General features: G+C 56.9%; 22 protein-coding genes. 10 read left to right on the top strand and 12 right to left on the bottom strand.

What is annotated here, in order from left to right; all coding sequences use genetic code 11:
- Positions 1-123: 123 nt before the first annotated feature.
- On the bottom strand, positions 124-1,473 hold the full coding sequence (locus B9A24_RS18810) for a M23 family metallopeptidase (protein WP_084447563.1): 1,350 nt from the start codon (positions 1,471-1,473) through the stop codon (positions 124-126).
- Between the two features lie 255 nt (positions 1,474-1,728).
- On the opposite strand from B9A24_RS18810, the gene B9A24_RS18805 reads away from it, so the two are divergent.
- Together B9A24_RS18805 and B9A24_RS18800 are read left to right on the top strand one after the other, a co-directional pair.
- Positions 1,729-2,586: a hydroxymethylglutaryl-CoA lyase gene (locus B9A24_RS18805; protein ID WP_084447562.1), complete on the top strand. Its 858-nt coding sequence runs from the start codon at positions 1,729-1,731 to the stop codon at positions 2,584-2,586.
- A gap of 137 nt (positions 2,587-2,723) precedes the next feature.
- Positions 2,724-3,458 carry a (Fe-S)-binding protein gene (locus tag B9A24_RS18800; protein ID WP_084447561.1) on the top strand — a complete coding sequence of 245 codons (735 nt, stop codon included), beginning with the start codon at positions 2,724-2,726 and terminating at the stop codon, positions 3,456-3,458.
- Positions 3,459-3,537: 79 nt separating this feature from the next.
- Here the strand turns inward: B9A24_RS18800 and dapA are convergent, their stop codons facing one another.
- Positions 3,538-4,428, bottom strand: coding sequence for a 4-hydroxy-tetrahydrodipicolinate synthase (dapA, locus tag B9A24_RS18795; protein WP_084447560.1), 891 nt, complete (start codon positions 4,426-4,428; stop codon positions 3,538-3,540).
- A 125-nt stretch (positions 4,429-4,553) separates the two neighbouring features.
- Here dapA and B9A24_RS18790 point away from each other — a divergent pair, with 125 nt between their 5' ends.
- On the top strand, positions 4,554-5,462 hold the full coding sequence (locus B9A24_RS18790) for a polysaccharide deacetylase family protein (RefSeq protein WP_084447559.1): 909 nt from the start codon (positions 4,554-4,556) through the stop codon (positions 5,460-5,462).
- Positions 5,463-5,580: 118 nt separating this feature from the next.
- Here B9A24_RS18790 and B9A24_RS18785 read toward each other — a convergent pair whose 3' ends face one another.
- Positions 5,581-8,037 carry a glycosyltransferase gene (locus B9A24_RS18785; RefSeq protein ID WP_084447558.1) on the bottom strand — a complete coding sequence of 819 codons (2,457 nt, stop codon included), beginning with the start codon at positions 8,035-8,037 and terminating at the stop codon, positions 5,581-5,583.
- 515 nt (positions 8,038-8,552) lie between these two features.
- On the opposite strand from B9A24_RS18785, the gene B9A24_RS18775 reads away from it, so the two are divergent.
- Complete coding sequence (locus tag B9A24_RS18775; protein ID WP_084447556.1) at positions 8,553-9,665, top strand: glycoside hydrolase family 2 TIM barrel-domain containing protein; 1,113 nt, start codon at positions 8,553-8,555, stop codon at positions 9,663-9,665.
- An 85-nt stretch (positions 9,666-9,750) separates the two neighbouring features.
- Here the strand turns inward: B9A24_RS18775 and B9A24_RS18770 are convergent, their stop codons facing one another.
- The 4 genes from B9A24_RS18770 to B9A24_RS18755 all read right to left on the bottom strand — a co-directional run bounded on the left by B9A24_RS18770 (position 9,751) and on the right by B9A24_RS18755 (position 14,025).
- The gene (locus tag B9A24_RS18770; RefSeq protein WP_084447555.1) at positions 9,751-10,161 is read right to left on the bottom strand and encodes a rhodanese-like domain-containing protein; all 411 of its coding nucleotides are present in this window, start codon (positions 10,159-10,161) and stop codon (positions 9,751-9,753) included.
- A gap of 174 nt (positions 10,162-10,335) precedes the next feature.
- Complete coding sequence (gene ligA / locus B9A24_RS18765) at positions 10,336-12,501, bottom strand: NAD-dependent DNA ligase LigA (RefSeq protein WP_084447554.1); 2,166 nt, start codon at positions 12,499-12,501, stop codon at positions 10,336-10,338.
- A 159-nt stretch (positions 12,502-12,660) separates the two neighbouring features.
- Positions 12,661-13,194 carry a DUF4920 domain-containing protein gene (locus tag B9A24_RS18760; protein WP_084447553.1) on the bottom strand — a complete coding sequence of 178 codons (534 nt, stop codon included), beginning with the start codon at positions 13,192-13,194 and terminating at the stop codon, positions 12,661-12,663.
- Between the two features lie 45 nt (positions 13,195-13,239).
- Complete coding sequence (locus B9A24_RS18755; protein ID WP_084447552.1) at positions 13,240-14,025, bottom strand: TapB family protein; 786 nt, start codon at positions 14,023-14,025, stop codon at positions 13,240-13,242.
- Between the two features lie 209 nt (positions 14,026-14,234).
- On the opposite strand from B9A24_RS18755, the gene B9A24_RS18750 reads away from it, so the two are divergent.
- The 4 genes from B9A24_RS18750 to B9A24_RS18740 all read left to right on the top strand — a co-directional run bounded on the left by B9A24_RS18750 (position 14,235) and on the right by B9A24_RS18740 (position 16,276).
- Entirely contained in the window at positions 14,235-14,486 is a 252-nt protein-coding gene (locus tag B9A24_RS18750; protein WP_084447551.1) for a hypothetical protein, read from the top strand.
- The gene (locus B9A24_RS21840; protein ID WP_143435058.1) at positions 14,479-14,811 is read left to right on the top strand and encodes a hypothetical protein; all 333 of its coding nucleotides are present in this window, start codon (positions 14,479-14,481) and stop codon (positions 14,809-14,811) included. The genes B9A24_RS18750 and B9A24_RS21840 overlap by 8 nt, the downstream gene beginning before the upstream one ends.
- Positions 14,812-14,875: 64 nt before the next feature.
- Positions 14,876-15,400, top strand: coding sequence for a GNAT family N-acetyltransferase (locus B9A24_RS21835; protein WP_143435057.1), 525 nt, complete (start codon positions 14,876-14,878; stop codon positions 15,398-15,400).
- Positions 15,401-15,631: 231 nt separating this feature from the next.
- Positions 15,632-16,276 carry a cytochrome c oxidase subunit 3 gene (locus B9A24_RS18740; RefSeq protein ID WP_084447549.1) on the top strand — a complete coding sequence of 215 codons (645 nt, stop codon included), beginning with the start codon at positions 15,632-15,634 and terminating at the stop codon, positions 16,274-16,276.
- A 135-nt stretch (positions 16,277-16,411) separates the two neighbouring features.
- On the opposite strand, the gene B9A24_RS18735 is transcribed toward B9A24_RS18740, so the two are convergent.
- Both B9A24_RS18735 and B9A24_RS18730 read right to left on the bottom strand, forming a co-directional pair.
- The gene (locus tag B9A24_RS18735) at positions 16,412-16,858 is read right to left on the bottom strand and encodes a TonB family protein (protein WP_143435056.1); all 447 of its coding nucleotides are present in this window, start codon (positions 16,856-16,858) and stop codon (positions 16,412-16,414) included.
- 51 nt (positions 16,859-16,909) lie between these two features.
- Positions 16,910-19,153, bottom strand: coding sequence for a T9SS type B sorting domain-containing protein (locus tag B9A24_RS18730; protein WP_084447547.1), 2,244 nt, complete (start codon positions 19,151-19,153; stop codon positions 16,910-16,912).
- Positions 19,154-19,314: 161 nt separating this feature from the next.
- Here B9A24_RS18730 and B9A24_RS18725 point away from each other — a divergent pair, with 161 nt between their 5' ends.
- Positions 19,315-21,354 carry a M1 family metallopeptidase gene (locus B9A24_RS18725; RefSeq protein WP_084447546.1) on the top strand — a complete coding sequence of 680 codons (2,040 nt, stop codon included), beginning with the start codon at positions 19,315-19,317 and terminating at the stop codon, positions 21,352-21,354.
- 85 nt (positions 21,355-21,439) lie between these two features.
- Here B9A24_RS18725 and B9A24_RS18720 read toward each other — a convergent pair whose 3' ends face one another.
- Positions 21,440-22,075, bottom strand: a complete 636-nt coding sequence (locus tag B9A24_RS18720) for a hypothetical protein (RefSeq protein ID WP_084447545.1) — start codon at positions 22,073-22,075, stop codon at positions 21,440-21,442.
- 123 nt (positions 22,076-22,198) lie between these two features.
- On the opposite strand from B9A24_RS18720, the gene B9A24_RS18715 reads away from it, so the two are divergent.
- Positions 22,199-22,666 (top strand): hypothetical protein, encoded by a 468-nt coding sequence (locus tag B9A24_RS18715; RefSeq protein ID WP_143435055.1) that lies wholly within the window; start codon positions 22,199-22,201, stop codon positions 22,664-22,666.
- Between the two features lie 112 nt (positions 22,667-22,778).
- Here B9A24_RS18715 and B9A24_RS18710 read toward each other — a convergent pair whose 3' ends face one another.
- Positions 22,779-23,225, bottom strand: a complete 447-nt coding sequence (locus tag B9A24_RS18710) for a DUF2147 domain-containing protein (protein WP_084447543.1) — start codon at positions 23,223-23,225, stop codon at positions 22,779-22,781.
- Positions 23,226-23,352: 127 nt separating this feature from the next.
- Positions 23,353-23,796 carry a DUF2147 domain-containing protein gene (locus B9A24_RS18705; RefSeq protein WP_084447542.1) on the bottom strand — a complete coding sequence of 148 codons (444 nt, stop codon included), beginning with the start codon at positions 23,794-23,796 and terminating at the stop codon, positions 23,353-23,355.
- Positions 23,797-24,274: the final 478 nt, after the last annotated feature.

Genomic DNA, 24,274 nt, shown 5'->3' with positions numbered 1-24,274 from the left:
CTAAGTGTTACTTAGGGTGTGTGGACAGTCAACCCCGTGAGGCGGTCATGCTTTTATCTGTTCACACACTCTGGAATGGGTTCTGCTTTTTTCGAGCATTTCCATCAGAAGCTGCTCAAATGTTTAACCCGCCTTTGCTGCCCAGCCTACTACGCCCGCTGCGCTGCTTATAAGCTGAAAACCAGCTACTTCGCCTAAGATGACAACATTAGTGCGGGCCGGCAGGGTATCGAAGGGGGGGATGCCGGCTTGGGGCAGTTTTATCAGATTGGTGGCGGCGGCTAGCAGCTCCCGGCGCAGAGGCTCGGCCGCGGCCGATACCACCGACCGGGCGGCGATGTAGCCAATTTGCCCCCCAGGATGCTCCACGCGGTAATAATCGGTCTGGCTGCCTACTACCAGCAGCGGAGTGTTACGCACCAGGCTCGCGAGGGTAGCAGTGCCCTTCGCGGCCGGACTTAAACGCAGGTCGGCGCGCTTCTCCCGCACGCGTACCCATTGGCCGAGGCGCTCGGCGCTAGTACGAGGGGCTGCGGGCATCTCATCGGCACGGCGCACGAAGGGAAAAGGATCAACGGCTCCGCGGCCGCCCCGGTAAATGCCGAAATGCAGATGCGGTGGGGTCGTGCGGGCGTTGCCGGTATTGCCCACCAGCCCCAGCGTATCACCGATCTGCACCGTCTGACCGGCCTGCACGAGCTGCTGGTCGAGGTGGGCGTAGTAGAGGTGCTGGCCGTGTTCGGTATCGGCCAGCCAGACCACTTTGCCCCCTCTGGGCGTGTCGTTTACCCGCGTAATGAGGCCCGGTGCAACGGCGACCACGGGCGTGCCGCGCTTGGCAAAAATATCGATGCCCTCGTGGCGACGGGTACCCGCGTCGCGGTCTACGCCCCAGAAGCTACCCACGGCCACGTCGTTTTTGCCCTGCACCGGGAAAGCCAGCGACGGCTCGCGCTGAATGCTCAGCGTATAGCGACCCGTGCGCAACAGCTCGGGCTGCACGCGCAACAAATGCTGGCGGTCGTCTTCAGCCACGTAGCTAAAAGTGGCTGCGGCTGTATCGGCAGAAGAGATGAAGCGGGGAGGGGCGTTATCGGGGCTGAGCTCGAAGGCATCGAGAAAAACCCGCACATCAGCACCGGCATCCAGCGTCAGGCTGATGCGGACAGTCTCGCCCTCGCGCACGGCGTAGCGGTACGCGGCCGCCCGGGCCTGATCGGCGCGAAAAAAGCCGGTTTCCTGAAAGGGCAGCGTCACGACCAGCGAGTCGCGCAGGGCACGGTCGGCGGCGGCGAGCCAGTCCCGACCCAGCGCCGTTTGATCGAGGCCACTCTGGCGCAGGCGGCGAGCGTAAGTCTCGTGAGGAGTAGTTTTCTGAAAGATGGCCTGAAGCGTCTGTTGCTTGCCGCAGGCAGAAAGCAACAGTAAAAAGCATAAGCAATAAAGCGGTGTGCGCACGGAGCGTAAAGGCATCAGATTGGGTTAGGTTCGCAAGTTGTATACATAACCCCGGCGTCAGCCGAGAGGTTCGGCAGGACTGAATTGGGCTACGGCTTAGCGAGCAGCTTGGCGCGGCGGCGTTTTGCGTTCAGGTTGGCAACTAATTCGCTTTGGCTCGTCTTATCAGCTAAAGCATAAGACTGGATTTTTCGCGCCAATCCCACCGATTTCCTCCTACTTTTGTTTCCCCCCCCCGCAGGTCACCCACCCACTTCTGTGTTTTTCTTTATGAAGCTTATTGAATGCCCGCGTGATGCTATGCAGGGCTTGCCAGAGTTTATTTCTACCTCCGCCAAAATCGCTTATCTCAATACCCTGCTCCGCGTCGGTTTCGATACCCTTGATTTTGGAAGTTTTGTGTCGGCGAAAGCCATTCCCCAGCTCCGGGATACGGAAGCAGTGCTGGCCGGTCTCGATGTGAGCAACACCCGCACCAAGCTCCTGGCCATTGTAGCCAACCTGCGGGGCTCCGAAACGGCGGCCGCGCATCCTCAGATTCACTACATCGGCTTCCCCTTATCGGTATCCGAAACCTTTCAGCGGCGTAATACCAACAAAACCATCGCGGAGGCCCTGGCTGAGCTAGCCGAGATGCAGAACGTGTGCGAAAAGGCTAGTAAAACGCTGGTGACTTACCTCTCGATGGGCTTTGGCAATCCGTATGGCGACCCCTGGAGCCCGGAAGTAGTGGCCGAATTCACCCAAAAGCTGGCCGATATGGGCGTGCGAATCGTGGCCCTTTCCGATACCATCGGCGCCTCCACGCCCGCTACCATTACGCCCCTATTTAGTGAGCTGATTCCGGCCTTCCCCCAAATAGAGTTTGGCGCGCACCTGCACACGGCCCCGGTGTATTGGCGCGAGAAAGTAGACGCTGCCTACCAAGCTGGCTGCCGCCGCTTCGATGGGGCCATTGGCGGCGTGGGTGGCTGCCCGATGGCTACCGACAAGCTCACCGGCAACATGCCCACCGAAAAGCTGGTGGCCTACTTTGACGAGACTGGCGTAGATTTGGGCCTTAACCGGGACGCCTTCCGGATTGCTCAGACAGCCGCCGGGGAAGTCTTTGGTTTTGGTAAAAAGTAACTCTAACGGAGGGTTTGGCGGTCAAAGCCTGCTTCATCTGGCGGTTGGGCTTTGTAAAAAGTCCCCCAGCGCCCTGTCAGCTCACTGAGCGAAGCGCCCGTTTGGCTTTCCCTTCGATCTGCGCTTCATCCTTCGCTATGCCCATCGTCGATTTATTTATTCCCTGCTTCGTAGACCAGCTTTTCCCCCAGACCGCCATGAATATGGTGAAGGTGCTGGAGGCCGTAGGCTGCGAGGTGCATTACAATACCAATCAAACCTGCTGCGGACAACCCGCTTATAACGCTGGTTACAAAGCCGAAAGCTGCGAGGTGGCCACCAAGTTTCTGGACGATTTTCCGGCTGGGGGGCAAAATCGGTATATCGTGAGTCCGTCGGCGTCGTGCGTGGGTATGGTGCGCAACGCGTATGCGGAGCTGTTTGAAGGCTCCGCCGACCAGGCCCGCTACCAGGGAGTGCAGCGGCGCATTTTTGAAATGACGGAGTTTTTGGTGGATGTGCTGGGCATCACCGCCATTCCGGGCGCCAGGCTAGCCGGCCAATATACCTACCACGATTCCTGCTCTGCCTTGCGAGAATGCGGCATCAAAGCCGCGCCACGCTTACTGCTCGATGCCGTGCAGGGCCTGGAGCGCCTGGAAATGGACGAAAGCGAAACCTGCTGCGGCTTCGGCGGCACGTTTGCCGTGAAGTTTGAAGCCATTTCGGTGGCTATGGCCGAGCAAAAGGTTGAAAACGCCCTAGCTACCGGTGCCCGCTACATCGTCAGCACCGACACGAGCTGCCTCATGCACCTGGATGCCTACATTCGGCGGGAGAAAAAGCCCATCAAAACGCTGCATGTAGCCGATGTGCTGGCAAGCGGCTGGTAGATCCTCCTGCACTTGATTTTAAGAAAAAAGCCCCCCAGAGATTATCCGGGGGCTTTTTATTTACTATAGTGGTTGTTCATCAAACCAATTGCCGCACCCGTTCCGTCAGGCTCTCCGAAGCAGCGACGAGCGGCAGCCGCACTGCATCGGAGCAAATGCCTAGCGCCGCCAGGGCGGCTTTCACGCCTACCGGGTTACTTTCCTCATACATCAATGGGTTCAGGCCCAAAAACCCAAACAACAACTCACTGGCTTCGGCAAAATTGCCCCCCAGCGCGGCGCGCGTCATGCGGCTCATGCGGTTGGGAAAAGCATTGCCCAGTACGCTGATTACGCCCTCCGCGCCGAAGGAAATCATAGGCACGGTCAGCATATCGTCGCCACTGATGAGCAGGAAGCCGGCGGGCCGACCGGCCGCGATGGCCATGCACTGCTCCAAGTTGCCGCTGGCTTCTTTGATGCCAATGATATTGCGGTGCTGAGCCAGGGTCAGGGTCGTGGCGGCCGTCATGTTTGAGCTGGTCCGGCCGGGCACGTTGTAGAGGATAATGGGCAGGGGAGAAGCATCGGCCAGGCGCTCATAATGGGCAACGATGCCGGCCTGGGAAGGCTTATTATAAGCGGGGCTGGCCGAGAGAATGGCCATAACGCCGGTCAGGTCGATGGTGCGCAGCAGGTTTTCAACACCCGCTGTATCGTTGCCGCCAATGCCATACACGAGGGGCACCCGACCAGTTGCCTGCTCGCGCACAACGCGCAGAATCTCAGCGCGCTCAGCGGCCGTTACGGTCGGCGACTCGGCTGTTGTGCCGTTGATAACCAGGTATTCAACGCCGCCATCTACCATAAAATCGACCAAGCGACGCAGGGCCTCAACATCCACGGCATGGTCGGGAGCGGAGGTAAAAGGAGTAATTAAAGCAACCCCGGTGCCACGCAAGGCAGAAAGGTGAGAATCTTGTTGGTCCATGCGGGAATTAGCCGTTGTTTTGTAAAGGGAATGGTTGTGTGAAGGTAAGCGACTACCGCCAAAAGCTTTATTCTGGCCTTTCCTTTCGTTTAAAATATCGACTCTTTTTCCTGCTTTCTCCCCGCATGAAGCTTACCCGTACCCCACTTTTTGTTGCCAGCATTTTAGCTACCACGCTTGTTCTGTCTGGCTGCGAAACCAAATCGGCTGCCGCTTCGGAGTCGAAAGAACTAGCTACTGTCGAGAGTATTACGACTGCACCAGCGGCCACTGTACCAGCCAATCCAAACGCGCCGGCACCCGATCCAGCGACCATTCCGGCGGCTAAAATAGCCACCGCCGCCGAGATTCTCGCTCGTCCCCAGGTGCCTATTCTCTGCTATCACCAGGTGCGTGACTGGAAGCCGAAAGACTCCAAGGGGGCGAAGGATTATATAGTGCCAGTGGCTCAGTTTCGCGACCAGATCAAGATGCTGGCCGATAGCGGCTACCATACCATCCTGCCCGATCAGCTGTACGCTTATCTGGCTACGGGTGCCCCACTGCCTTCCAAGCCCGTCATGCTCACCTTTGACGATACTGACCTGGACCAATTTACGGTGGCTAAGCCGGAGCTGGACAAGTACGGCTTCAAGGGCGTTTTCTTTATCATGACCGTGTCATTGGGCCGGCCCCGCTACATGAGCAAGGCGCAGGTAAAGGAGCTGTCTGACCAAGGCCACGTAATCGGCTCGCACACCTGGGACCACCACAACGTGAAGAAGTATCAAGGTGAGGATTGGGTAACGCAGATTGAAAAACCCACCAAGACCCTGGAAGAAATCACGGGCAAGAAGATTAATTACTTCGCTTACCCCTTTGGCCTGTGGAACCCTGAGGCTATTCCGGAGTTGAAGAAAAGGGGCTTTGTTGGCGCCTTCGTGCTGGCCGAAAAGCGCGACCAGCAGGATCCGTTGTTTACCATTCGCCGCATTATTGCCAGCGGCTACTGGTCGCCCCGTACGCTGAATAACAGCATGAAGAACAGCTTCTAGAAGCTGGAAGCCTATAAAAAAAGTCCCCCGGATACTTTCCGGGGGGCTTTTTATGTGGTCTAACACGAAGCTTTGTTGTCTTCAAATCAGCCTCTCATAAGGAGGCAAAGATTATCGCTTATTCCTTATCCGGAGGAACGGAGGCGCTAAGGTTCAAGGCCGTTGACTTGTCGTTGGAAGGCAACGAACCGAAAAGGAGCCCTTTGATTTCCGGGTACATACTGGTTAAGCGCCGAGACTGCGCCTGCACGGTCTGACCCGGCTTCAAGGGCGTCAGCAGCAGGACAGGCATGCTGTTTAATTCGGCCCGTTGAGCAAGCTGTAAGCGCAGGGAGCGGTACTTCCGCAAAGATTTGGTTGCTGCATCCGGCCCCGAGGTCATACAGTCAGCGGCAACCCAGTCGAGGTAAGTGGCACCGGGAAAATACGCGGCAACGGAGTCGGGCGCAGGAGGCGTCCAGACCCAGACGGCACTGGTGTCGCCGGAGGCTCTAAAGCGGGTTACCAGGCGTTGCCAGGTACGACGGTACGCCGCCGGGTTACGGGCTTTGATGAGGGGCCGAAGCATCACGGGCTGATTATGGTCCCGAATAACGGCAACTGATTGCTTCCAGGCAGCGTCATTGAAAGAGCCATTTTTTACCTCCCAACTCAGTAGCGGAATACTACCCTGCGCATCCGCTTTCTTAAGGGCCTCTGCTGATATCTGCGGACCTAGTGCCGGGGTCAGGCGTATTTCCTTAATTGGTGAAGCTACATCGGCTCCGGTACGGGAGGGCAAGGAGGTGGAAGCTAGCCACATGGTTGCTGAGGAAGTAGCGGCATAACCCATCCGTACTTTGCCCACACCCGTACGCGTCCAGATAAGGTCGGGGGAAGGAGCAGTACGATCCAGCCAAAAGTTTACTCCCAGGCTGATGAAGGTGTGGGCCGTAAACAGGAAGAAGGCAAAGTAGACGGCGGCTGTTCGTAAGCGGGGAAAAAGCTCATTATTCTGCCCAGTAAGTAGCTGTTCGCTTTTAGTCACCAGCCAACGAACGGGACTAAATGTGTTCGCAAAGCGCATCATACCCTTCAGGAGATTATGCTGCGCCATGAGCACCGAAACTCCCAGAATGGCGGCGTTACTCATGGCCAACGCCATCATTAGCAAGGCATAAGGCGTTTGCATAAGGTAATGCCCATAGCGGGCAGCCGCTACGCATACAACTGCCATCAGCAGGTTGGGAAGGCTCAGCAGCCACTCATTACCGGCGTGGCCATCTTTGGGGGTAGGGATGTATGGTACGCGTATCCGGAGTAGCGTATAAATCAGGCCCAGGCAATAAATCCACCAGGTGCCTATGCGCAAAAAGCCCCCCGTCAGATGTAGTCCGGCCTCATGAGGTTCCCGAAGCCACCGTTGCGCATTGTAGCGGATCAGCATGGAAATGGCTACGATGGGCGTCATGTGCAGCACAAACTGCGGGAGCGACAAATGCCAGGGAAACTCGGCAAGTGACAGAGCCAGAATAGGAACCAGCAGATCAATAAGGGCCACAACGCCAGAGAAGAAATACAGGGGCAGGGTGAGGTAGTGCAGGCGCTGCCGCCAGGTAAAGCGGGAGAAGAGCGTCGGATAAACCCGGAAAAGCAGCTCAAAGCTGCCTCGGGCCCACTTCAGCTGCTGGGCGTAGTAGGCAGCCAGGGAGGCCGGCACCAACCCGCGGCTCACAATCACGGGCGCGTATACCGACTTCCAGCCCTGCGCGTGCAGGCGCATGGCCGTATGCATATCCTCCGTCAGGCCGGCCGCGTGGCCGCCGATGCTGTCCAGGGCCGCCCGCCGAAACGTGCAGTTGGCCCCAATGGCCTGGGCCGTGTTGTAGGCGTTCATGCCCATCATCAGCGGGCCATAAAAGTGATAAGTCTGCTCGGCCGCGCCGCGGGCAATCAGGCTTTCCTGCTGGTTGCCATAGGCCTGCACTACCTGCACATAGCCCACCGTGGGGTCGGCAAAGTAGGCCACCACTTTATCCAGAAAGTCAGGCGTGGGCTCGTGGTCGGGGTCGAGCACGACGCACAGCTCCCCCTTGGCCTGGCGGAGCGCGTTATTGATATTGCCGGCTTTGGCGTTGATTTTTTTCGTTCGGGTAACGTGCACAATGCCCAAGTCCTGGCAGAGGTCGCGCAAATAGGGGTCGTTGCCCTCATCGCAGAGGTAGCTGGTGTGGGGGTAGCGGATAGCTCGCATGGCCCGCAGCGTACGCTCAATCATATCCAGCGGCTCGCCGGGACACGCCGTAGTGAGAACATCAACGGTGTACTGGCGACTCATGCCAGCTGGCAGAACCGGCTTGCTTACCTGCACGTAGTGGTACCACTCGTGCAGCATGCGCAGCAGCTTGAAGCCTAAGGAAACGGTTAGCAGCCAGAACAGCAGTGGGTAGCCAATATGATCGGAGTCAGCGAACCACCACAGGAAATGACCTGTCAGGATCACGCCCACCAAAACTAAAAGGCGCATTTGCCGCACCCCTTCCTCAAAGCCGTAGTTAACTTTGTGTTCAACTGGAGCAGGCCTAGGCTTTGGCATAGTCGCCTTGGCAGGTTTAGGATCCGAACGGGCAGTATCTAGGCTCATTGAAAATTAACTCTTTGGTAAAGGTATTCTTACGAGCGCATGCATTATTTAAGCTCAACCTTAATAGTATAAACCTAAGCGTATCGTACTATTGTGAAGTAATACAAATTGAATTATTACTCGCCAATTTTTTACTTTTATTTATTCAATGCTCTCCGGCGTGCCCTTACGATAGTTTTCTGCCCTATGTTATTTACCTCCCGTTTTTACTCTATCTTTTGGCTAAGCAGCCTGTGTATTGTACTTTTTAATTGTCAGTCGAACGCAAAAAAAAGCGATGCTTTAGCCAATGCACCAAAAGGTGTAATACCTGTCCAAATAAAAAAACGGAAACGGGTTATCAACTTCTGCGGGGCGGCAAACCCTACTTTATCAAAGGAGTAGCCGGACTGCAACAATTGGACCGGGTAAAGGAACTGGGGGGCAATTCTCTTCGCCTCTACACGACTAATTATGCGGATGCTATTATGGATAAGGCTCATGAACAGAGCCTGACGGTAATGCTGGGGTTGTGGATGAAGCCTGAGTATGAGGACTTTGACTATTATGACCGCAAAGCAGTAGCGTTGCAGAACGAAGAGATTCGCCGACAAGTTCTCCGGTTTCGCAACCACCCGGCGCTACTCATGTGGAATGTGGGTAATGAGCTGGATAACCATACCAATAACCCGCGAGCATTTCAGATTCTGAACGATGTAGTAAAGATGATCCATGAACTGGATCCTTATCATCCCGTCACGACTACGATGACCAGTAGTCTGCATATGGTATCGGCGGTGGAGCGGTTCTGCCCCGATCTGGATGTGCTGACGGTTAACGTGTTTAGCCAGCTGGGGCGCATCCGAGCCCACCTGGTCGGGAGCGGCTGGTCAGGGCCTTACATCGTGGGGGAGTATGGTGCGCGGGGCTGGTGGGTAGGTGAAGCACCTAAAACCAAATGGCGAGCGCCGCTGGACCAAAGCAGCGATACCAAGGCAGAGTACATCCGAACCCGATACGAAAAGACGATGATAGGCGACAAGGACTACTGTCTGGGCGGTTACGTCTTGTACTGGGGGCAGCGGTTTGAGCAGACATCCATGTGGTTTAGCTTATTCACGCCGAGCGGCGAAAAAACCGCTGTAGTGGACATGATTCACTATTTGTGGACGGGCAAATCGATGCCGAACAAGGCCCCGCGCCTGAGATCATTGCGGCTGGCGGGCAAGACGCCCCTAAGAAGTACTTTCCTACGGCCGGGCGGCACATATGAGGCGACCGTGGTGGCCTCCGACCCCGAAGGCGACTCGCTGGCTATACAGTGGGAAGTTGTGCCCGACGTCAACGAAAATTTTATCCTCCCCCAGCATCGTACGGCGCGCGAAGCTTTGCCAGCTGCTATTATACAGGCCCAGGGTTCGCGAGCCCTAGTAAAAGCGCCTGTCAAAAAAGGCGCTTATCGATTGCTGGTGACTGCCAATGATGGCCAGGGCAGCGTGGCTACGCACAGTTATCCTTTTTATGTAGGTGTGCTTACAGCGGCCGATCTGGAAAATATTACGCAGGGTAATTTCAAGAAAAAAGCCCCTGGAGTGCACTAGGAGTTTTTTAAGAAATTAAGCGCTGGAGGTTTCGCGGTTGTCTGACAGTCATCCCTGAAATTTTTGTTACTACCTCAAAGCAAGGTTATTCGATTTTCAAGCCCCCTGCCTGCAAGGTCTTAAACGCGCCTGCATCCACCACTTTAGGAAAACCTTCTGTCTGCATTAGCTTGGTGGCCTGACCGCTCCGGTTGCCCGAGGCGCAGTACAGCAGATACGTCTTGATGGGGTCAAGATGGGCTATTTGCTGAGCAAAATTAGGGGCCCGAAAATCAAGGTTTTTAGCGCCCCGTACATGGCCAGTAGCGTACTCAGCGGGGGTGCGAACATCCAAAATCACAACATTGGGCTGCTTGATAAGCTTGGCTGCGGTAGCCGCATCCACTGCTCCTGATACTGGTTTAGAAACCTGCTGGGGGGCTTTTTGGGCCGAAGCACATGGGACTAGGATGACAATAGCGTAAAGTAGGCCAAAGACCCGGGAAAGAATTTTCATAATAAGAAGTCAAAAAGGAAAGAGAAAGTGGCCAGTGGCTCACTCCAGCTCGACCGGGCCGCCTTGTACTACTGTGGCTCAGGGTGGGAAGGTCCCGGCCCCGGGTGGAAGGCCGATGCGACCCACAGTAGTACAAGGCGGCCCGGGAGCCGGCTGGGTAGGTCAGCGCAAGCGCTAAAACAACAAACCCTGTTGACCTGCTCCGCCGCCCGTCGCCGGTGAAGGCGCAGCAGGGGCGGGATTAGTCGGCGGCTCCACCGGCTCGTTGGCCAGCGGGGTTACGGGCAAAGATACAAAAATGTCTGGCTCCGCAATCGTTTCAGGAGTTGACAATATTGCTGTTAAATCGTTTTCGCTGATGATAGGTACCTTCAACTCCAGGGCCTTTTCCCGCTTGGCAGGGCCCATTTTGTCGCCGGCAACCAGATAGCTAAGCTTTTTGCTGATCGAGCCCGTCACTTTGCCGCCATGCTGTTCAATCAGCTGCTGCAACTCATCCCGGCTATGGTCTTCAAAAACCCCCGATAGCACGAAGGTCAGGCCCACCAGCCGGTCACTAACGGCCTTTGGCGCTTCACCTGTCAGCGCCATCTGGACGCCGGCGGCTTGCAGCCGGGTCATGATTTGACGATTGAAATCATCCTGAAACCAAGCTGCCGCCGACTCCGCGATAACGCCACCGACTTCAGGTACGGCTGCTAGGTCGGTGGCGGAGGTAGCCGCCAAAGCATCAACGGTGCGGTAGTGGGCAGCTAGCTTATCGGCTACGGTTTCGCCCACGTAGCGAATACCCAGCCCAAACAGTACCCGGTCGAAGGGAACCTGCTTGCTGGCTTCAATACCGGCCAGCAGGTTCTGAATAGACTTCTCGCCCATGCGCTCCAGCTTAACTAGCTCATCGCGGCGCTGGGGCAGGTCGTAGATATCAGCAGGCGTAGTTACGAGACCCAGGTCGAAGAAGCGCCCCACCGTTTCGGCCCCCAAACCATCGATGTTCAGGGCTTTGCGGGATACGTAGTGCTCTAAGCGGGCCTTGAGCTGAGGCGGGCAGCCGCGCTCATTCGGGCACCGGAAATGCACCTCGCCGGCCGGGCGGATGAGGAGCGTATCGCAGGCCGGACAATTAGCGGGAAAGCTGATTGGGAGGCTACCAGCGGGACGAGCAGTAAGGTCTACGCCGGTTATTTTAGGAATAATCTCGCCGCCTTTTTCCACGAATACCATGTCACCCAATCGTAAGTCGAGGGCAGCAATCTGGTTGGCATTGTGCACTGAAGCGCGCTTGACCACGGTGCCGGCCAGGGGAACGGGGTCTAAGTGAGCTACGGGCGTGACGGCACCGGTGCGGCCCACGTTATACTGCACCTCGCGCAGGCGGGTACGGGCGGCCTCAGCCGGGTATTTATAAGCAATAGCCCAGCGCGGGCTTTTGGCCGTATAGCCCAATACTTCCTGCTGCCGGAAATTATCGACTTTAATCACGATACCGTCGGTGGCAACGGGGAGGGTAAAACGCTTTTTCTCCCACTCATGAATGAAGTCGAGCACTTCCTGCATAGAGTGGCAGCGCCGCCAGCTGTCCGACACGGGTAAGCCCCAGCTTTGCAAGGCTTCGAGCGAAGCACTATGGGTTGGAAAAGCCCCCCGGTTGGGGCTGAGAAATCCGTAAGAGAAAAACCGCAGGCGGCGGGCCGCCACGAGGGCCGAATCCTGCAATTTGAGGGCACCACTGCACGCGTTGCGCGGGTTGGCCAGCAGCGCTTCCCCGTTTTGCTCACGCTCCTTATTCAGCTCCTCAAATACGGGCAGCGGCATAAATACCTCCCCACGAGCCTCAAACTCGGCGGGCTGGTTTTCGGCGGGGCGCAGATAGAGCGGCAGGTTTTTGATGGTGCGCACATTGTTGGTCACCACGTCGCCACGGGTGCCGTCGCCGCGGGTGACGCCCTGGGTGAGCTGGCCGTCGGTGTAGGTCAGACTCATGGCGACGCCGTCGAATTTCAGCTCGCAGACGTAGGTGAACTCGTCGCCGCCCAGGCCGCGGCGCACCCGCTCGTCGAACTCGCGCAGGTCGGCCTCCGAGTAGGTGTTGCCCAGCGAGAGCATGAGGTAGCGGTGCAGGGCCGTGGGGAACTGCTTGGTGATGGTGCCGCCCACGCGCTGGGTGGGGGAGTTGGGTAGCGCAAACTCGGGGTACTGCTGCTCCAGGTGCTGCAATTCGGCCAGCAACTGGTCAAATTCCTGGTCCGGAACCTCGGAAATATCCTTCTGATAATACTGGTAGTTGAGGTGGTGGAGGCGCTCAGTGAGGGCCTTTATCTGGTCTTGGATGGCGGTCATGAAACGTAGTGCGTTGGCTTTGCAAGCTACGAATTTGAGCAGATGCCGTTTCCTTCTGGGCTACCGTTTGGCTCCTATAGAGGTCAGCAATTGAACGCAAAAAGAGGCCCCAAGTCGTAACCATACGACTTGGGGCCTCTTTGTCTTTACTTCAAAAAACTAAAGGCTTTTTTCCATAACCAATACGCCATCGGCCTCAAAAGTAAGCTGTTGCTCGGGCTTGGTAATAGCGGCTACTTCCTTTTCTGATTTGCCGGCGTCGGTGGCGTAGTGGCGCAAATCGCTGATGGGAACGGTTTCGCGGTGGGCCCAACCATTGATGACGACCGTTTTGCCGCTGATATCTTTTGGAATAAAAAACCCATAGTCTTTAAAGCGGACGCGCATTTGCTGGCCGTCGGCAGTAGCTATGGTCATCCAGCAGCCCTTCGCCTGACACACCTCAGTAGCCTTACCTACCAGCTTCACCTGCGCCGAGTCCTTCGTACCCAGCACTTGATTGAGCTGCGCCACGGGCACGGCATTAGCAGCCGTGATAGGTGCCCCGTACGTTTTGCCCTCGGCCCCCGCGCCGCTGGGGGGCATTTTCTGGGTAGCATCCGGGGTTGAAGCAGCGATTTTGCCGTCGGAAGTAGGCGAGGACTGGCAAGCGACCACTACTAGGCTGGCTATTAGCAAAAAAGACTTATACATACTAGTGTTGGGTAAAATGTCAGGAACAGTTCCCCAAGATAGTGCTTACGGCTGATTACCGGCATTGCGGGCCGTGAGAAGTCGGGTCTCGGCCAGCTTGCCGTTCTTATTGTAGACCTCTGTTTTGACGATGCCCACAGCCGGAGAGTAATAATCAATCACGCGGGTGCGGGTACGCATCACCATATCCTCGCGGGGCGCTGTACTTGCCTCGCGCTCGCACTCCACCTTGTAACATTGGAAGGTGCCGGCTGGAGTAACCAACGGGGCTGGCCCACTGACGATACGGCGCCGCCGAACAGTGGTATTTACTTGCGCGATATTCACCGCTGTACTGCTCACCTGCACCGATACCCCGCCGCCCGGCAACATAGTGCCTACGGTAGGCTCATTAGGCCAGGCCAGCCCGACGGGGGTATACGCAAGGCGACGGTCGCGGAAGGATGACAGATTTTTAAATTCTATCTCACTCATGCCGTCGGTGAAGGTAGTATCCTGGCGGCAGCCGTAAGTAAGATCCTGCAGGCGGATCAGGCGGTTTTTAACATCGTACAAGCCGCTTTTTACCAGGGCGGTATTGGTCGTGACGGTTTTCTTTTTGTTGGTCTGAGCTCCCAGGCTCACCACGCGCTGCCGAATAGTGCCTGCGGGCTTGCCCCGCTCATCGGTAATGGAGTAAACCAGCTCCATGTAGCTGTTGAGGCCGAACGGATGGGTGCAGTCGAGGGGTGTGGAGACAGCAGGAGCGGGGAGCGACTCCTGCGCCTGGGTTGTGAAACTCAACAGAACCAGGGCGCAGGAGCTAAGCAGAGTGTAATAGGAATAGGGCATGAGAGTGAGGTTTTAGGTAACCTAGGCGGCTACAGCTGAGCTTTCATACGCTATACTGAATATAGTAGATGCTAGCCAAAAGCACAAGATTGCGTTTGCCCCCCGCAGGTGGTAGCTTTCGACCCCAATCAAAACCGTGCCTCAACTCGCACGTTTAGCAACTAGCCCCGCTTGCCGGGCTTTATTTCTCACTTTTATTCCTTTTTCTTATGGCTGATTCTTCCTCACAAAGTGCCCCCAACTGGGCTGATACGGCTGCTTCGTTGCTCTCCAAACTCTCGGGAGGCGTGGAGCTTTCTTGCGCATTCGACCAGATAGAATTGCAGGTGCCCAACGCGCAGAATCCGGCGGCACCGGCCGCTACCTGGCGTCTGAATGGCTCTTTGCGCATTCGTACCCGCGGTGAAAACCCAGCCAGCGACCAACAATTGCCCCCCAGCAATCCTTCTACTCTTGGTTAAGGGCCTGGAAATAGACGCACGCCTGGTCATCTCCTATAATGACGACCATGTGCAGGTGGCGGGAACGGGCAACTACCTCATCGTCAATTTTCCCAGTCAGCGCGTGCTCGACGCGGCTACCAGCGGCCCGCCCGGTCCCAAGAAGCCTAAGCCGCCCGGTTTTGACCCCTTGCAGCAGCTCCACGATCTGGCGCGCACGCTGGGTTTGGTGCTGGAGCTCCGGGTGGCGGGCAAAACCCACGTCACGTTTGGCATTGGCGGTGCTCCCAAAATCAGCTTCAACGCGGTGCTCGGCAAAATCGGGTCCTTCTTCCGGGGGAGCTAACTTGGAGCTTTTCTCTAGTCGGTATAAAAAAATAGTTGCAGACAACTGCCAGCAAAGACCTTTTATGGCGGAACTATCGGTTCGCTCTGCTACTGCCGCTGATGCGGCCGCCATTCAGGTTCTCTACCGCACGGTAGCGGAGCAGGGTGGCGGCCTGGCGCGGCAGCCGGCCGAAATAACGGCTGAGTACGTGCAGACTTTTCTGACGCGCAGCCTGGCTACCGGTATTGCGCTGGTAGTCGAGCGGCCGGAGGGTGCGGGGCTGGCCGGTGAAATCCATACTTACTCCAGTGGCTTACAGATCTTCGCGCACGTTATGGGCGAGCTAACGGTGGCCGTGCACCCACAGTTTCAGGGCCAGCAGCTCGGGCACCGACTATTCAGCGCTTTATTAATATGTGTGCAGCAGCGTTCTCCCCACACTCGCCGCGTAGAATTGTTGGTGCGCGAAAGCAATCACCGCGCGATTACGCTCTACGAAAAGCTTGGCTTTCGGCAGGAAGGACGTTTATTGGGCCGCGTTTCCGTCATGCCAGGGCAGTATGAGGCCGATATCCCGATGGCCTGGCACGCTCTGTTATTCGGGTAAGAGGCTCCGGCAAGGCGTAAGGATGTTGGGGGAGGGGCTGCGCCACCATTCGGTAAGGCGCAACTACCTGTTGACGAGGATGCCTTCCCAAAAAATCGCACTAAAAAAGCCTGGTCAGCGGTGGCTGATTTGCGTATCTTGGATACCCCAACCCGTGGTTTCTGGCCCTCCCTCCCGGAACTAAAGGCCGCCGGATTGGTTTGCCCAAGCACACGCTGCTACCTCCAGCTAATGAATTCTGACAAAGACCCTAGAAATAAAGTAGGCGCGGGCCGGCCAGCATCCACGTTTGCCCGCATGGAGCGGATACCACCCATGCAAATGCTGCTGTATCTGAGCATGATAGCCAGCACGGTGCTGTTTGTAATATTGGCCACGGCCTATGCCCAAACGCGCTTCCATAGCGCCATGCCACAGGGCCTGCACCCCTTTCCGCGCTACTTCTCCATCAGCACTATTGTGTTGCTGGTCAGCAGCTATACCATCAGTCAGGCCCGCCGGCTCTACCAGCAGGATGATGTGGCTATGCTCACCCGCTGCCTGGGCGCTACGCTGCTGCTGGCGGCCGTTTTTGTAGGGATGCAGGGTCTGGGATGGCGCGAGCTGATCGCGCAGGGTGTTTTTTTTAATGGCGAGGCCAGCGGCACCTACGTGTATCTGCTGTCGGCGCTGCACATTCTGCACCTGCTGGGGGGCGTTTTGTTCCTGATGATTCTGTTTTTGCGCACCGCCCACGCCGCCCGCGACGGGGTGCGCACGCTGGTCTTCATCCGCAACCCATACCGCCGCCGTCAGATTCAGATGCTGGGCATGTATTGGCACTTTCTGGATGGCTTGTGGGTAGCGCTGTTTGCGCTGTTTCTGTTTTTATATTAGTCTCGGATTCCACCAAAAAAGCCCCCCAGACAACCTCTGGGGGGCTTTTTTACGAACTGGTATTTGCCAGATACTACGTCCGTCGTACCAGTTCCCGCAAAGCCTATTGCTTTAGCGAAGCCTGATAAAAGTCGGTTATTGCTTTGTAGCTTCGGTGCTAGGCGCCGGAAATACTACCGGCAGCAACATGCTCATACCAGGCGGAAACACGTTGAGCAGGTGCAGCGGCATGGTTTTAATCACGCGAATGGCCTCCGCGTCGCAGCTCGGCTCCAATGATTTGGCGATGCTGGGATTGATAATCCGGCCGGCATCGTCGCGCTCAAACCGTACGTGTACCGTGCCCGCAATGCCTTTGGCGCGCGCCTGCTCCGGGTAGCGGGTATTCTCGGCCATATATTTTCGCAGACCATCAAACGGCGTAGCCTTGCGGGCGGATGCCGTGGCCTGGGCTGGCGCGGCTTTCGCATTGGATTGGGCCAAAGCGGGAACCGTAGCGGCCAAAAGCAAGGCCAGCAGAAAGCCGGAGTTCTTGGTAAAAATCATATCGAAGCGAAAAGGAAGATGGGTGGCAGCGTGCAAAAGTAATGCTAGAGTGATGCCAACCCTATCTGCCACCCGTCTCTGGTGTGGCTAGCGCGCAATCGTAACGTTGCCTTTGTAGCGCCGCTTGTCGGTATATTCTATCAGGTAATAGTAAACGCCGGCGGGCATAGCGCCGCCATCCCAGCGAAAGTCGCGGTTGGTGGAGGCGTACACCTGCTTGCCCCAGCGGTTGTATATCCTGATATCGGCGAATTCAGCATTGCAGAAGTTGGGGGGCAAATCGCGCAGCTCGAAGTAGTCATTGGTGCCGTCGGCATTGGGAGTGAAGATATTGGGGGGCAAAAAGGTCAGCGTATCCGCGCTTACCACCTCGAAGCGCACGGTTCGCTGCTGCCCCACGGGCGAGCAGGTGGCTTCCCGCAGCTGAAACGTTACTTCCAAAGGAGTCGCCAGCGCGACCTGGTCGCAGTTGGGCTCCCAGCGGAATAGGCCCGTGGCCCGGCCCGGCCCGTTAGTCGGCACGAAGCTCATACCCGCCGCGGCCAGATCAAAATTATTGCCCGCGGCGGTGAGGGTGAGTTGGTCTAAATCAGCATCCAGACCTTCTAATCTTGCCTCAAAAATGCCCCCCAGTCCTCGGCGAATAACGATGGGCTCCGCGTTGAGGGCCGCCGGCAGATTGGAAGTAAGCGTCGGGGGGCGGTTGTTATACTCCACCTGCACGGGTATGACTACGGTAGTCTTCTGGCGCTCAGCGCAGGGCGAGCCGGTTGCGTTCAGCTCAAACTCGAAAAGCCGCTGCGTAGAAGTAGGGCAGGGCACGCGCCAGCTAAAGCGGCCCTGCACCTGATTGCCGCTTAGCCCCTGCGTGAGCTGGGCACCCACAGCCGTTGCTTGAAAGCCGCGCCCCGCCAGCGTGAGGGTAATAGGATCGTTTTCGGGGTCGGTAACGGCTATATCAAACGTCACTAGGTCGCCGGGGCTGGCGCGCAGAGGGAGCGGGCTGGCCGTGGTCGTGATGCGCGGCGCGCCATTCGGCACCGGCACGGAAGTAAACGCCACCCGAACCGTGTCGCGCTTGGGGAGGGCACAGCCATCATCAGCCACAATGACATCGACGAAAAATACCTTGCCCTTCGAGTCCAGGCAGGCTGGAAAGCACAGCTGCGACACCAGCGTATCGGGGGAGCCGGGGGTGCGAACGGTGCCTTGGGTAATGCTTGTGAAGGTGGGGATGGGCCCCGCGAAATTCACCGGGTTTAACGATAAACTCAGGCGGGAGTTGGGGTTGGGGTCGGTGAAGCGCAGGCGGACGCAGCGGTCGGCGTTGGGTTGTAAGCGCAGGGTATCGCGACCGGGTTGGTAGGCGCGCGGGTTATTGGGCAGCAGCACCACCATTTCCGGGGGCGTATTGCTGGGGCAGTTGAGCACTTTAAGCTGAAAATCGCGGCGCACTTCCCCAATCTTCTCGCCCTTGCGATACTCGGAGCACTTGATGCCAAACACAAACAACCCGATTTGGGTAGGCTGCACTTCCAGCCGGCCCGTAAAACGCCCGATACTAAGCGTCGGGTTGCCGGGAATCTGGTTTTGGGTACCGAGGCCAGCGTTCCAGTTTACCAAAGAATACGGAGCCGGGGCGGCTACGGCTGGCTTCGGCTCCGCAGGGTTAGAGCTGCCGTTGAAGGGCGTCACCAACTCATACACCAAGGAGTCCTTGTCGGCATCCTGCCCGCTGAAGTTGTAGTAAAACAGGTCGCCGCGGCAGGCGTAGTCGCTCAGCGGCGGAAAGATGCGGGGCGTAGAATTGACGAACGGCTGCCCATTCCGCACCACGGCCGGAAACTCCAGATAGAAGGTTTGACCCGCGTTGCCAGGCAGCACGATATTGTTGATGCCATTGTTGCGGCAGCAGCGCTCCACGGCGGCGTAGTAGCCGCCGGCGCTGTTGTAGATGTTGGCCGGTAGCTCCACCACGCGGCTATACACCAGACTGCGGGTGCTCAGCGAAAGCTGGGTACAGGCCGGGTTAGTGTAGGCTACAAACGTGTTGGTGGAGAGCAGTAGCACCACATTTTGCAGGCGGCGGTTCGTGGCTTTTTCAAAAATGCTGACCGTCAGATCCTGGTCCAGCGCGCCCGGATTACCGTTCAGCGCATCGAAGTACAAGTTCAGTGTGATACGATACGTGCTGCCAGTCTGGTACTGCAAATCCAGCTCGCCGCCTACGATATGGGTGGCAGCGGCCTGGCGGGCAAAGAAGCCGCAAACCAAAAGCAGCAGAAAATGCAGTCGGTTGTGAGCTACGGGAAAGCGTAGAAGTGTAAGCATTAGTCGAATAGCTTGGGAATCAGGGCGGAGTTGTTTCTAAATATACAACTTGCGACCCTGGAACCCGCTTTAGCAGCCCATAGTTTTCAGGATACCCGCCACTACCTTGACTGCCGGGAAGAGTCCCGGCTTCAGGTGCCCTTTGTCCTTAATTTTTCTCCATGACGCGCTTTCTGCTTTTCTGGGTTTGCCTACTAATAATCGGGCACAAGGCCCAGGCCCAACGCTCTGCCTACCGCCCCGTGGCGGCCGATGTAAACGGCTCGGCCGCCCAGGGCTGCGCCGAAACACGCCTGCGTACCAGCGCCCGGCAGGAGCTGACCACGCCGGTCCACCGCCGCCTCATGGACCGCTACGATGTGAAGTACTACAAGCTGGACCTGGCTTTGGAAAATAATGCCCGCACCGTGGGCGGCTCCGTGCGGCTGCTGGCGCGCGCTGGGGGGCAAATGCTGGATGTGCTGGCCTTCGAGCTGCACCCGGCGCTGCTGCTCGACTCGGTGCTGGTAAACGGCCGCCGCACCCCCGCGCCGCGCCGCGAATCCGGCGACGTGAGCGTGCCGCTGCCGCAGGCGGTAGCCGCCAATGCGTTGTTTGAAGCGGTTATTTATTACCACGGCACGGCTCCCAACGGCAGCTCGGCCGCCATCGGCAATGCCCTCGATACGCGCTATGTGCCCCGCTACGACCTGAACGTGACCTGGAGCCTGAGCGAGCCTTTTCACGCCTACGAGTGGTGGCCCTGCAAGCAGGTGCTCACCGACAAAGCCGACTCCACCGACGTCTGGATTACGACCAGAAACCCGAATAAAGTGGGCTCCAATGGCGTGTTGGCGCGCGTGGTGCCCTTACCCGATAACCGCAGCCGCTACCAGTGGCGGTCGCGCCATCCCATTGCCTACTACCTCGTTTCGGTGGCCGTGGCGCCGTATCTGGAGTATGTAAACTTCGCTAATCTGCCCGGCGGCGTGCGGGTGCCTATTGTCAACTACGTTTATAATCAGGCCGCGCTCAATGATTTTCGGACGGAAATAGACCGGACGCCGGCTTTTCTGGAGAATTACTCGGCGCTGGTAGGACCGTATCCATTTGCCAATGAGAAATACGGGCATAGCATGGCGCCCATCGGTGGCGGTATGGAGCATCAAACCATGACCACGCAGGATGGCTTCAACTTTACCCTTACCGCCCACGAGCTGTTTCACCAGTGGTTTGGCGACAATGTGACCTGCGCCTCGTGGGAAGATATCTGGCTGAATGAAGGCTTTGCTTCCTACGGCGAATACCTCTCGCTGCGGGCGCTGGCCTCGCCCGAAGCCGCCCGCCAATGGCTGGATCAGGCCCATGAGCAGGTGCAGTTTCGGATTGATCGAGTCAATGGCAACCGCATTGAGACGCCCGGCGGCAGCGTGCGCGTGCCCGATACTACCAGCGTAGGCCGCATATTCGATCAGCGCCTGAGCTACAAGAAAGGCGCGGCCGTGGTGCACATGCTCCGCTACCTGCTCCACGACGATATCAAATTCTTCCGGGCGCTGCGCACGTTTCAAACTACCTATTCCGGCCGCACGGCCCGCACCACTGATTTACAGCGCGTGTTTGAGGCGGAAGCGGGCCGCTCGCTGGCTGGCTTTTTTGAGCAGTGGTACGCGGGCGAAGGCTACCCCACCTTTAGCGTCCGCTGGAATCAGGTGGGGGGCAATTTGCTGCTGCAAACCACCGAAACCACTTCCATGCCCAGCGTGACGCCCTTTTTTGAAACCGAGCTGGATTATAAAATCACTTTTGACACGGGCAGCAGCCAGGTGGTGCGGCTGCGCCAGAGTCAGCTGGTTACTGCCTTTGGCGTGCCAGTCGCGGGCACGGTCACCGGTATCGAGCTTGATCCTGATCAATGGGTGCTGAACGCCACCGGCCCGATTACGCGCAACGCCGCTTTGGTCGATATCGGCAGCGAGAGCCGTACGCTGGCCAACGTAAGCGCTTTCCCCAATCCCTGCCGCGACTTTCTGGCCCTGGCCGATCTGCCGGGACCAGTGGAAGCGTTGGTGATGGATGCCGTGGGCCGGCAGGTGCTGCGTCAAAACCTGAGCCCTGCTGCCAATCAGCTGAACACGCGCCCGTTAGCCAGTGGCCTGTATCATTTGCTGCTCATCAGCGCTACAGGTGAGCAAAAGCGCCTGCGCTTCGTGCGTGAATAACAGTCAGTAAGCATTCTGTTTAAGCAAGAAAAAAGCCCCCAATAGTTGACTGGGGGGCTTTTTTCTTGCTGCTTTGACAAACAACCTATTCACGGGCGTACTCCGCGATTCGGGCTTGTACGTGCGCATCAGCCGGCGGCAGCTGATACACGGCAGCCATCAGTTCGTCAAACGAGCGTGCCGGGGTAAAAATGTCGTCGTGATAGGGATTGGCGAAGAACCGGATGAAACCGGGCTGCCCATTAATACTGATCAGGTCGATGGTGATGCTGCCGAAGCGCTGGTTGCACCGGCCCGTTTCCGAGCAGTCATTGGGCTGAGGCTTCAGAAAATGCTTGTCAATGGTTTCAGTGTAGCTCGGGTGTTCCAGGGTGCGCTGGTCGGAGGTAGAAAGGTTGTAGCCGAGTTGCAGCACCCGGCCGCGGGTAAAGTCGAAGAAGTGGCGAAAGTTGCCCGGCCCAATGCTGGGGTCGAAGAAAAAAATAGCCCCCTGCCGGCCGTTGTCCGTAAGTAGCTGCACCCGCAGGCCCTGACTGCTGTTTACACCCGCTTTGCGAAAGTGATAGGCTTTAAAATACGGACCAGCCCAGTTCAAGTAAACGCACTCAGCGAGCCACTGCTCATGTCGTTTTACCTGAGCCAACGTACGCACGGCCGGTTGCCAGTCGGTCCGGGTAGGAGCTGAGTTGTGACTTAAAAGCTGTTTTAAAAAAGTAAACAAGAGCAGTAGCGAGAGATTACAGGGAGCAACATTACCTGTCAGAAATAGTTTTTAGGATGCCTGCAACGCACGGCCCAAAATCGGCATCTTTTCTCTTTCTATTTCTACAGCTATTCTATGCAAATGACTGCCAAACAACGTACTGCGCTGCGTCAGCAACTCTTGGCCGAATGCCGGCGGGCTCAGCAGCAAAAAGCGGATACTGCCCGCGAAGCCATGCTATTGGTGCAGGAAAGCGCCAACGAAACCCAGGGCGCCATCGAAGATAAGTTCGAGTCGTTTCGGGAGGCCTGCCAGATTCAGCGCGACCTGTTTGCCCGCCAGCTGGATGAGGCCCTTTCCGGCCTGCAGGTGCTACAGCGCGTTTCAGACGTGCGCCCTTCCCTCAATCAGCCGGGCCTTGGCTCCGTGGTAGTCACCGATAGCCAAACGTTTTTTATCGCCCTCAGCCTGGGGGAGATAAAGGTGGAAGGGCAGCCGTATTTTGTTATATCCGCCTTCTCACCCATTTATCAGGCCATGACCACTACCCGTCCCGGCGACGCTTTCTCCTTCCGGGGCAAATCTTACCGGGTGCAGGCCGTGTATTAGGTGAGATAGTGAGTGGTGAGATGGTGAGTTTGACGTTCTGTCTGCATCATTAACGCAGGATGCGCCGCTAGAACGTCAAACTCACCACTTCACTAGCTCACCCCTCACCATTTCACTTCACCCGCGACCAATAGTGGGAGCGCCCAATGAAGGAAAAGCCGATGTAGCCTTTCACTTCCATGCGGTCCTTACTAACCATGTTGAGGTAGCAGGAATAGGTGCGTCCATTCATAGGGTCATAGATCCGGCCATCTTCCCAGCGCTCATCATCGGGGTCATAGCTAAGATCTTGTATCACCACGAGATTGAGCAGGGGCTGATTGCGCTTTACTGGCTCGGGGTTGCGGCGGTCGGTTTTGGGCAAATTCGTCGTCGAATCCTGCGGCTCGCTCAGCCACACCAACCGCCCGCACAGCTGCTTCGAGTTGCCGCACCGATATATCTCTACGTGAGTTTCGCCCGCATCGTCTTTCCACACCCCCAGCGGAGAGTGAGTTTGGGCGGCTGCGCCCGCTATGATTGCTAAGCACAGCAACAACGTAAAGAAGAGGTGTTTCAAGAAAGAAGAGTTGATATGAAGAAGCCAGCCCGCACGTCAAACCTGACTTTAGAGAGCAGTAAGGTACAAAAAAGAGCGACGCCCCTAGTTAGGAGCGTCGCTTGTACGTGCTGAGAGCAGGTGTGGTTTACTTCACGCGGGTCCAGGTCTGGGAGCGGCCAATCATGGAGAAGCCGATGTAGCCTTTCACCTCCATCGTGTTGGCGTTTTGCATCTTCATGTAGCAGGAGTAGGTTTTGCCCGTCTCCGGATCGTAGATTTTGCCGTCGTCCCACTTGTTGCCTTCATCGTACTCAAAGCCCTGCATGAACACGAGGCCCAGGCGGGGCTTGGAGCGCATTTTTGGGTCGGGATTCATCGAATCGGTTTTGGGCTTGCCCGTGGCCGGATCGTTGGGCGTAGTCAGCGACACGATTTTGCCGCACAGCTTGTCACCGTTGCATTTGTAGATTTCAAATGTGGCCTTCTTTTCAGAGTTGGTCCATGTGCCCAGGGGCGAAAGCGACTGGGCCGAAGCCAATCCAGAGTAACCCAACAGTAGGGTCAGACAGAGGAACAAAGTTTTTCTCATGAGGTAAAGGGTAGGATTTGTGGGAAAAGATAGAAGAAAACTCCTGAATTATGGTAATCACCCAAGAGGTTCTGCTACTCTTGGCCGCTGCAACTTTGAGGCCAGCCCTAATTTTGCTCAAACTGCCCCTGAGTGCCCAAATCTTTTTGTACTAAAAACTGCCTGATCCTCAACTACCTGCCAATTATTATTGACTATTTGGCTAAAAAAAGGCTTTTTAATTTTGAACCATCCGAGGGTCTTTTAACTTTACCGACCAGTAGTGAGTGCTACGACCTCTTTCAAGGGTCCCTAAGGTGCTGGGAAACGCGATTGAGGGATGTCGGATCTAAAGAAAGGAGGTACAAAATGTCTAGTAGTCCCAACCAAGTCCTGCCAAGCCTGTCGAATGTAGTCCGCTTCACCGCCGGACGCGCTTAACAACAGCTTTCGCGCGGAATTATGCCTCAACAGGGCTTTTTCCCGCATTCTGGCAAGG

The sequence above is a fragment of the Hymenobacter roseosalivarius DSM 11622 genome, from assembly GCF_900176135.1.
Taxonomy (GTDB): domain Bacteria; phylum Bacteroidota; class Bacteroidia; order Cytophagales; family Hymenobacteraceae; genus Hymenobacter; species Hymenobacter roseosalivarius.
Note: the sequence above shows the minus strand (reverse complement) of the source record. Positions and strands in the feature narration are given on the sequence as shown.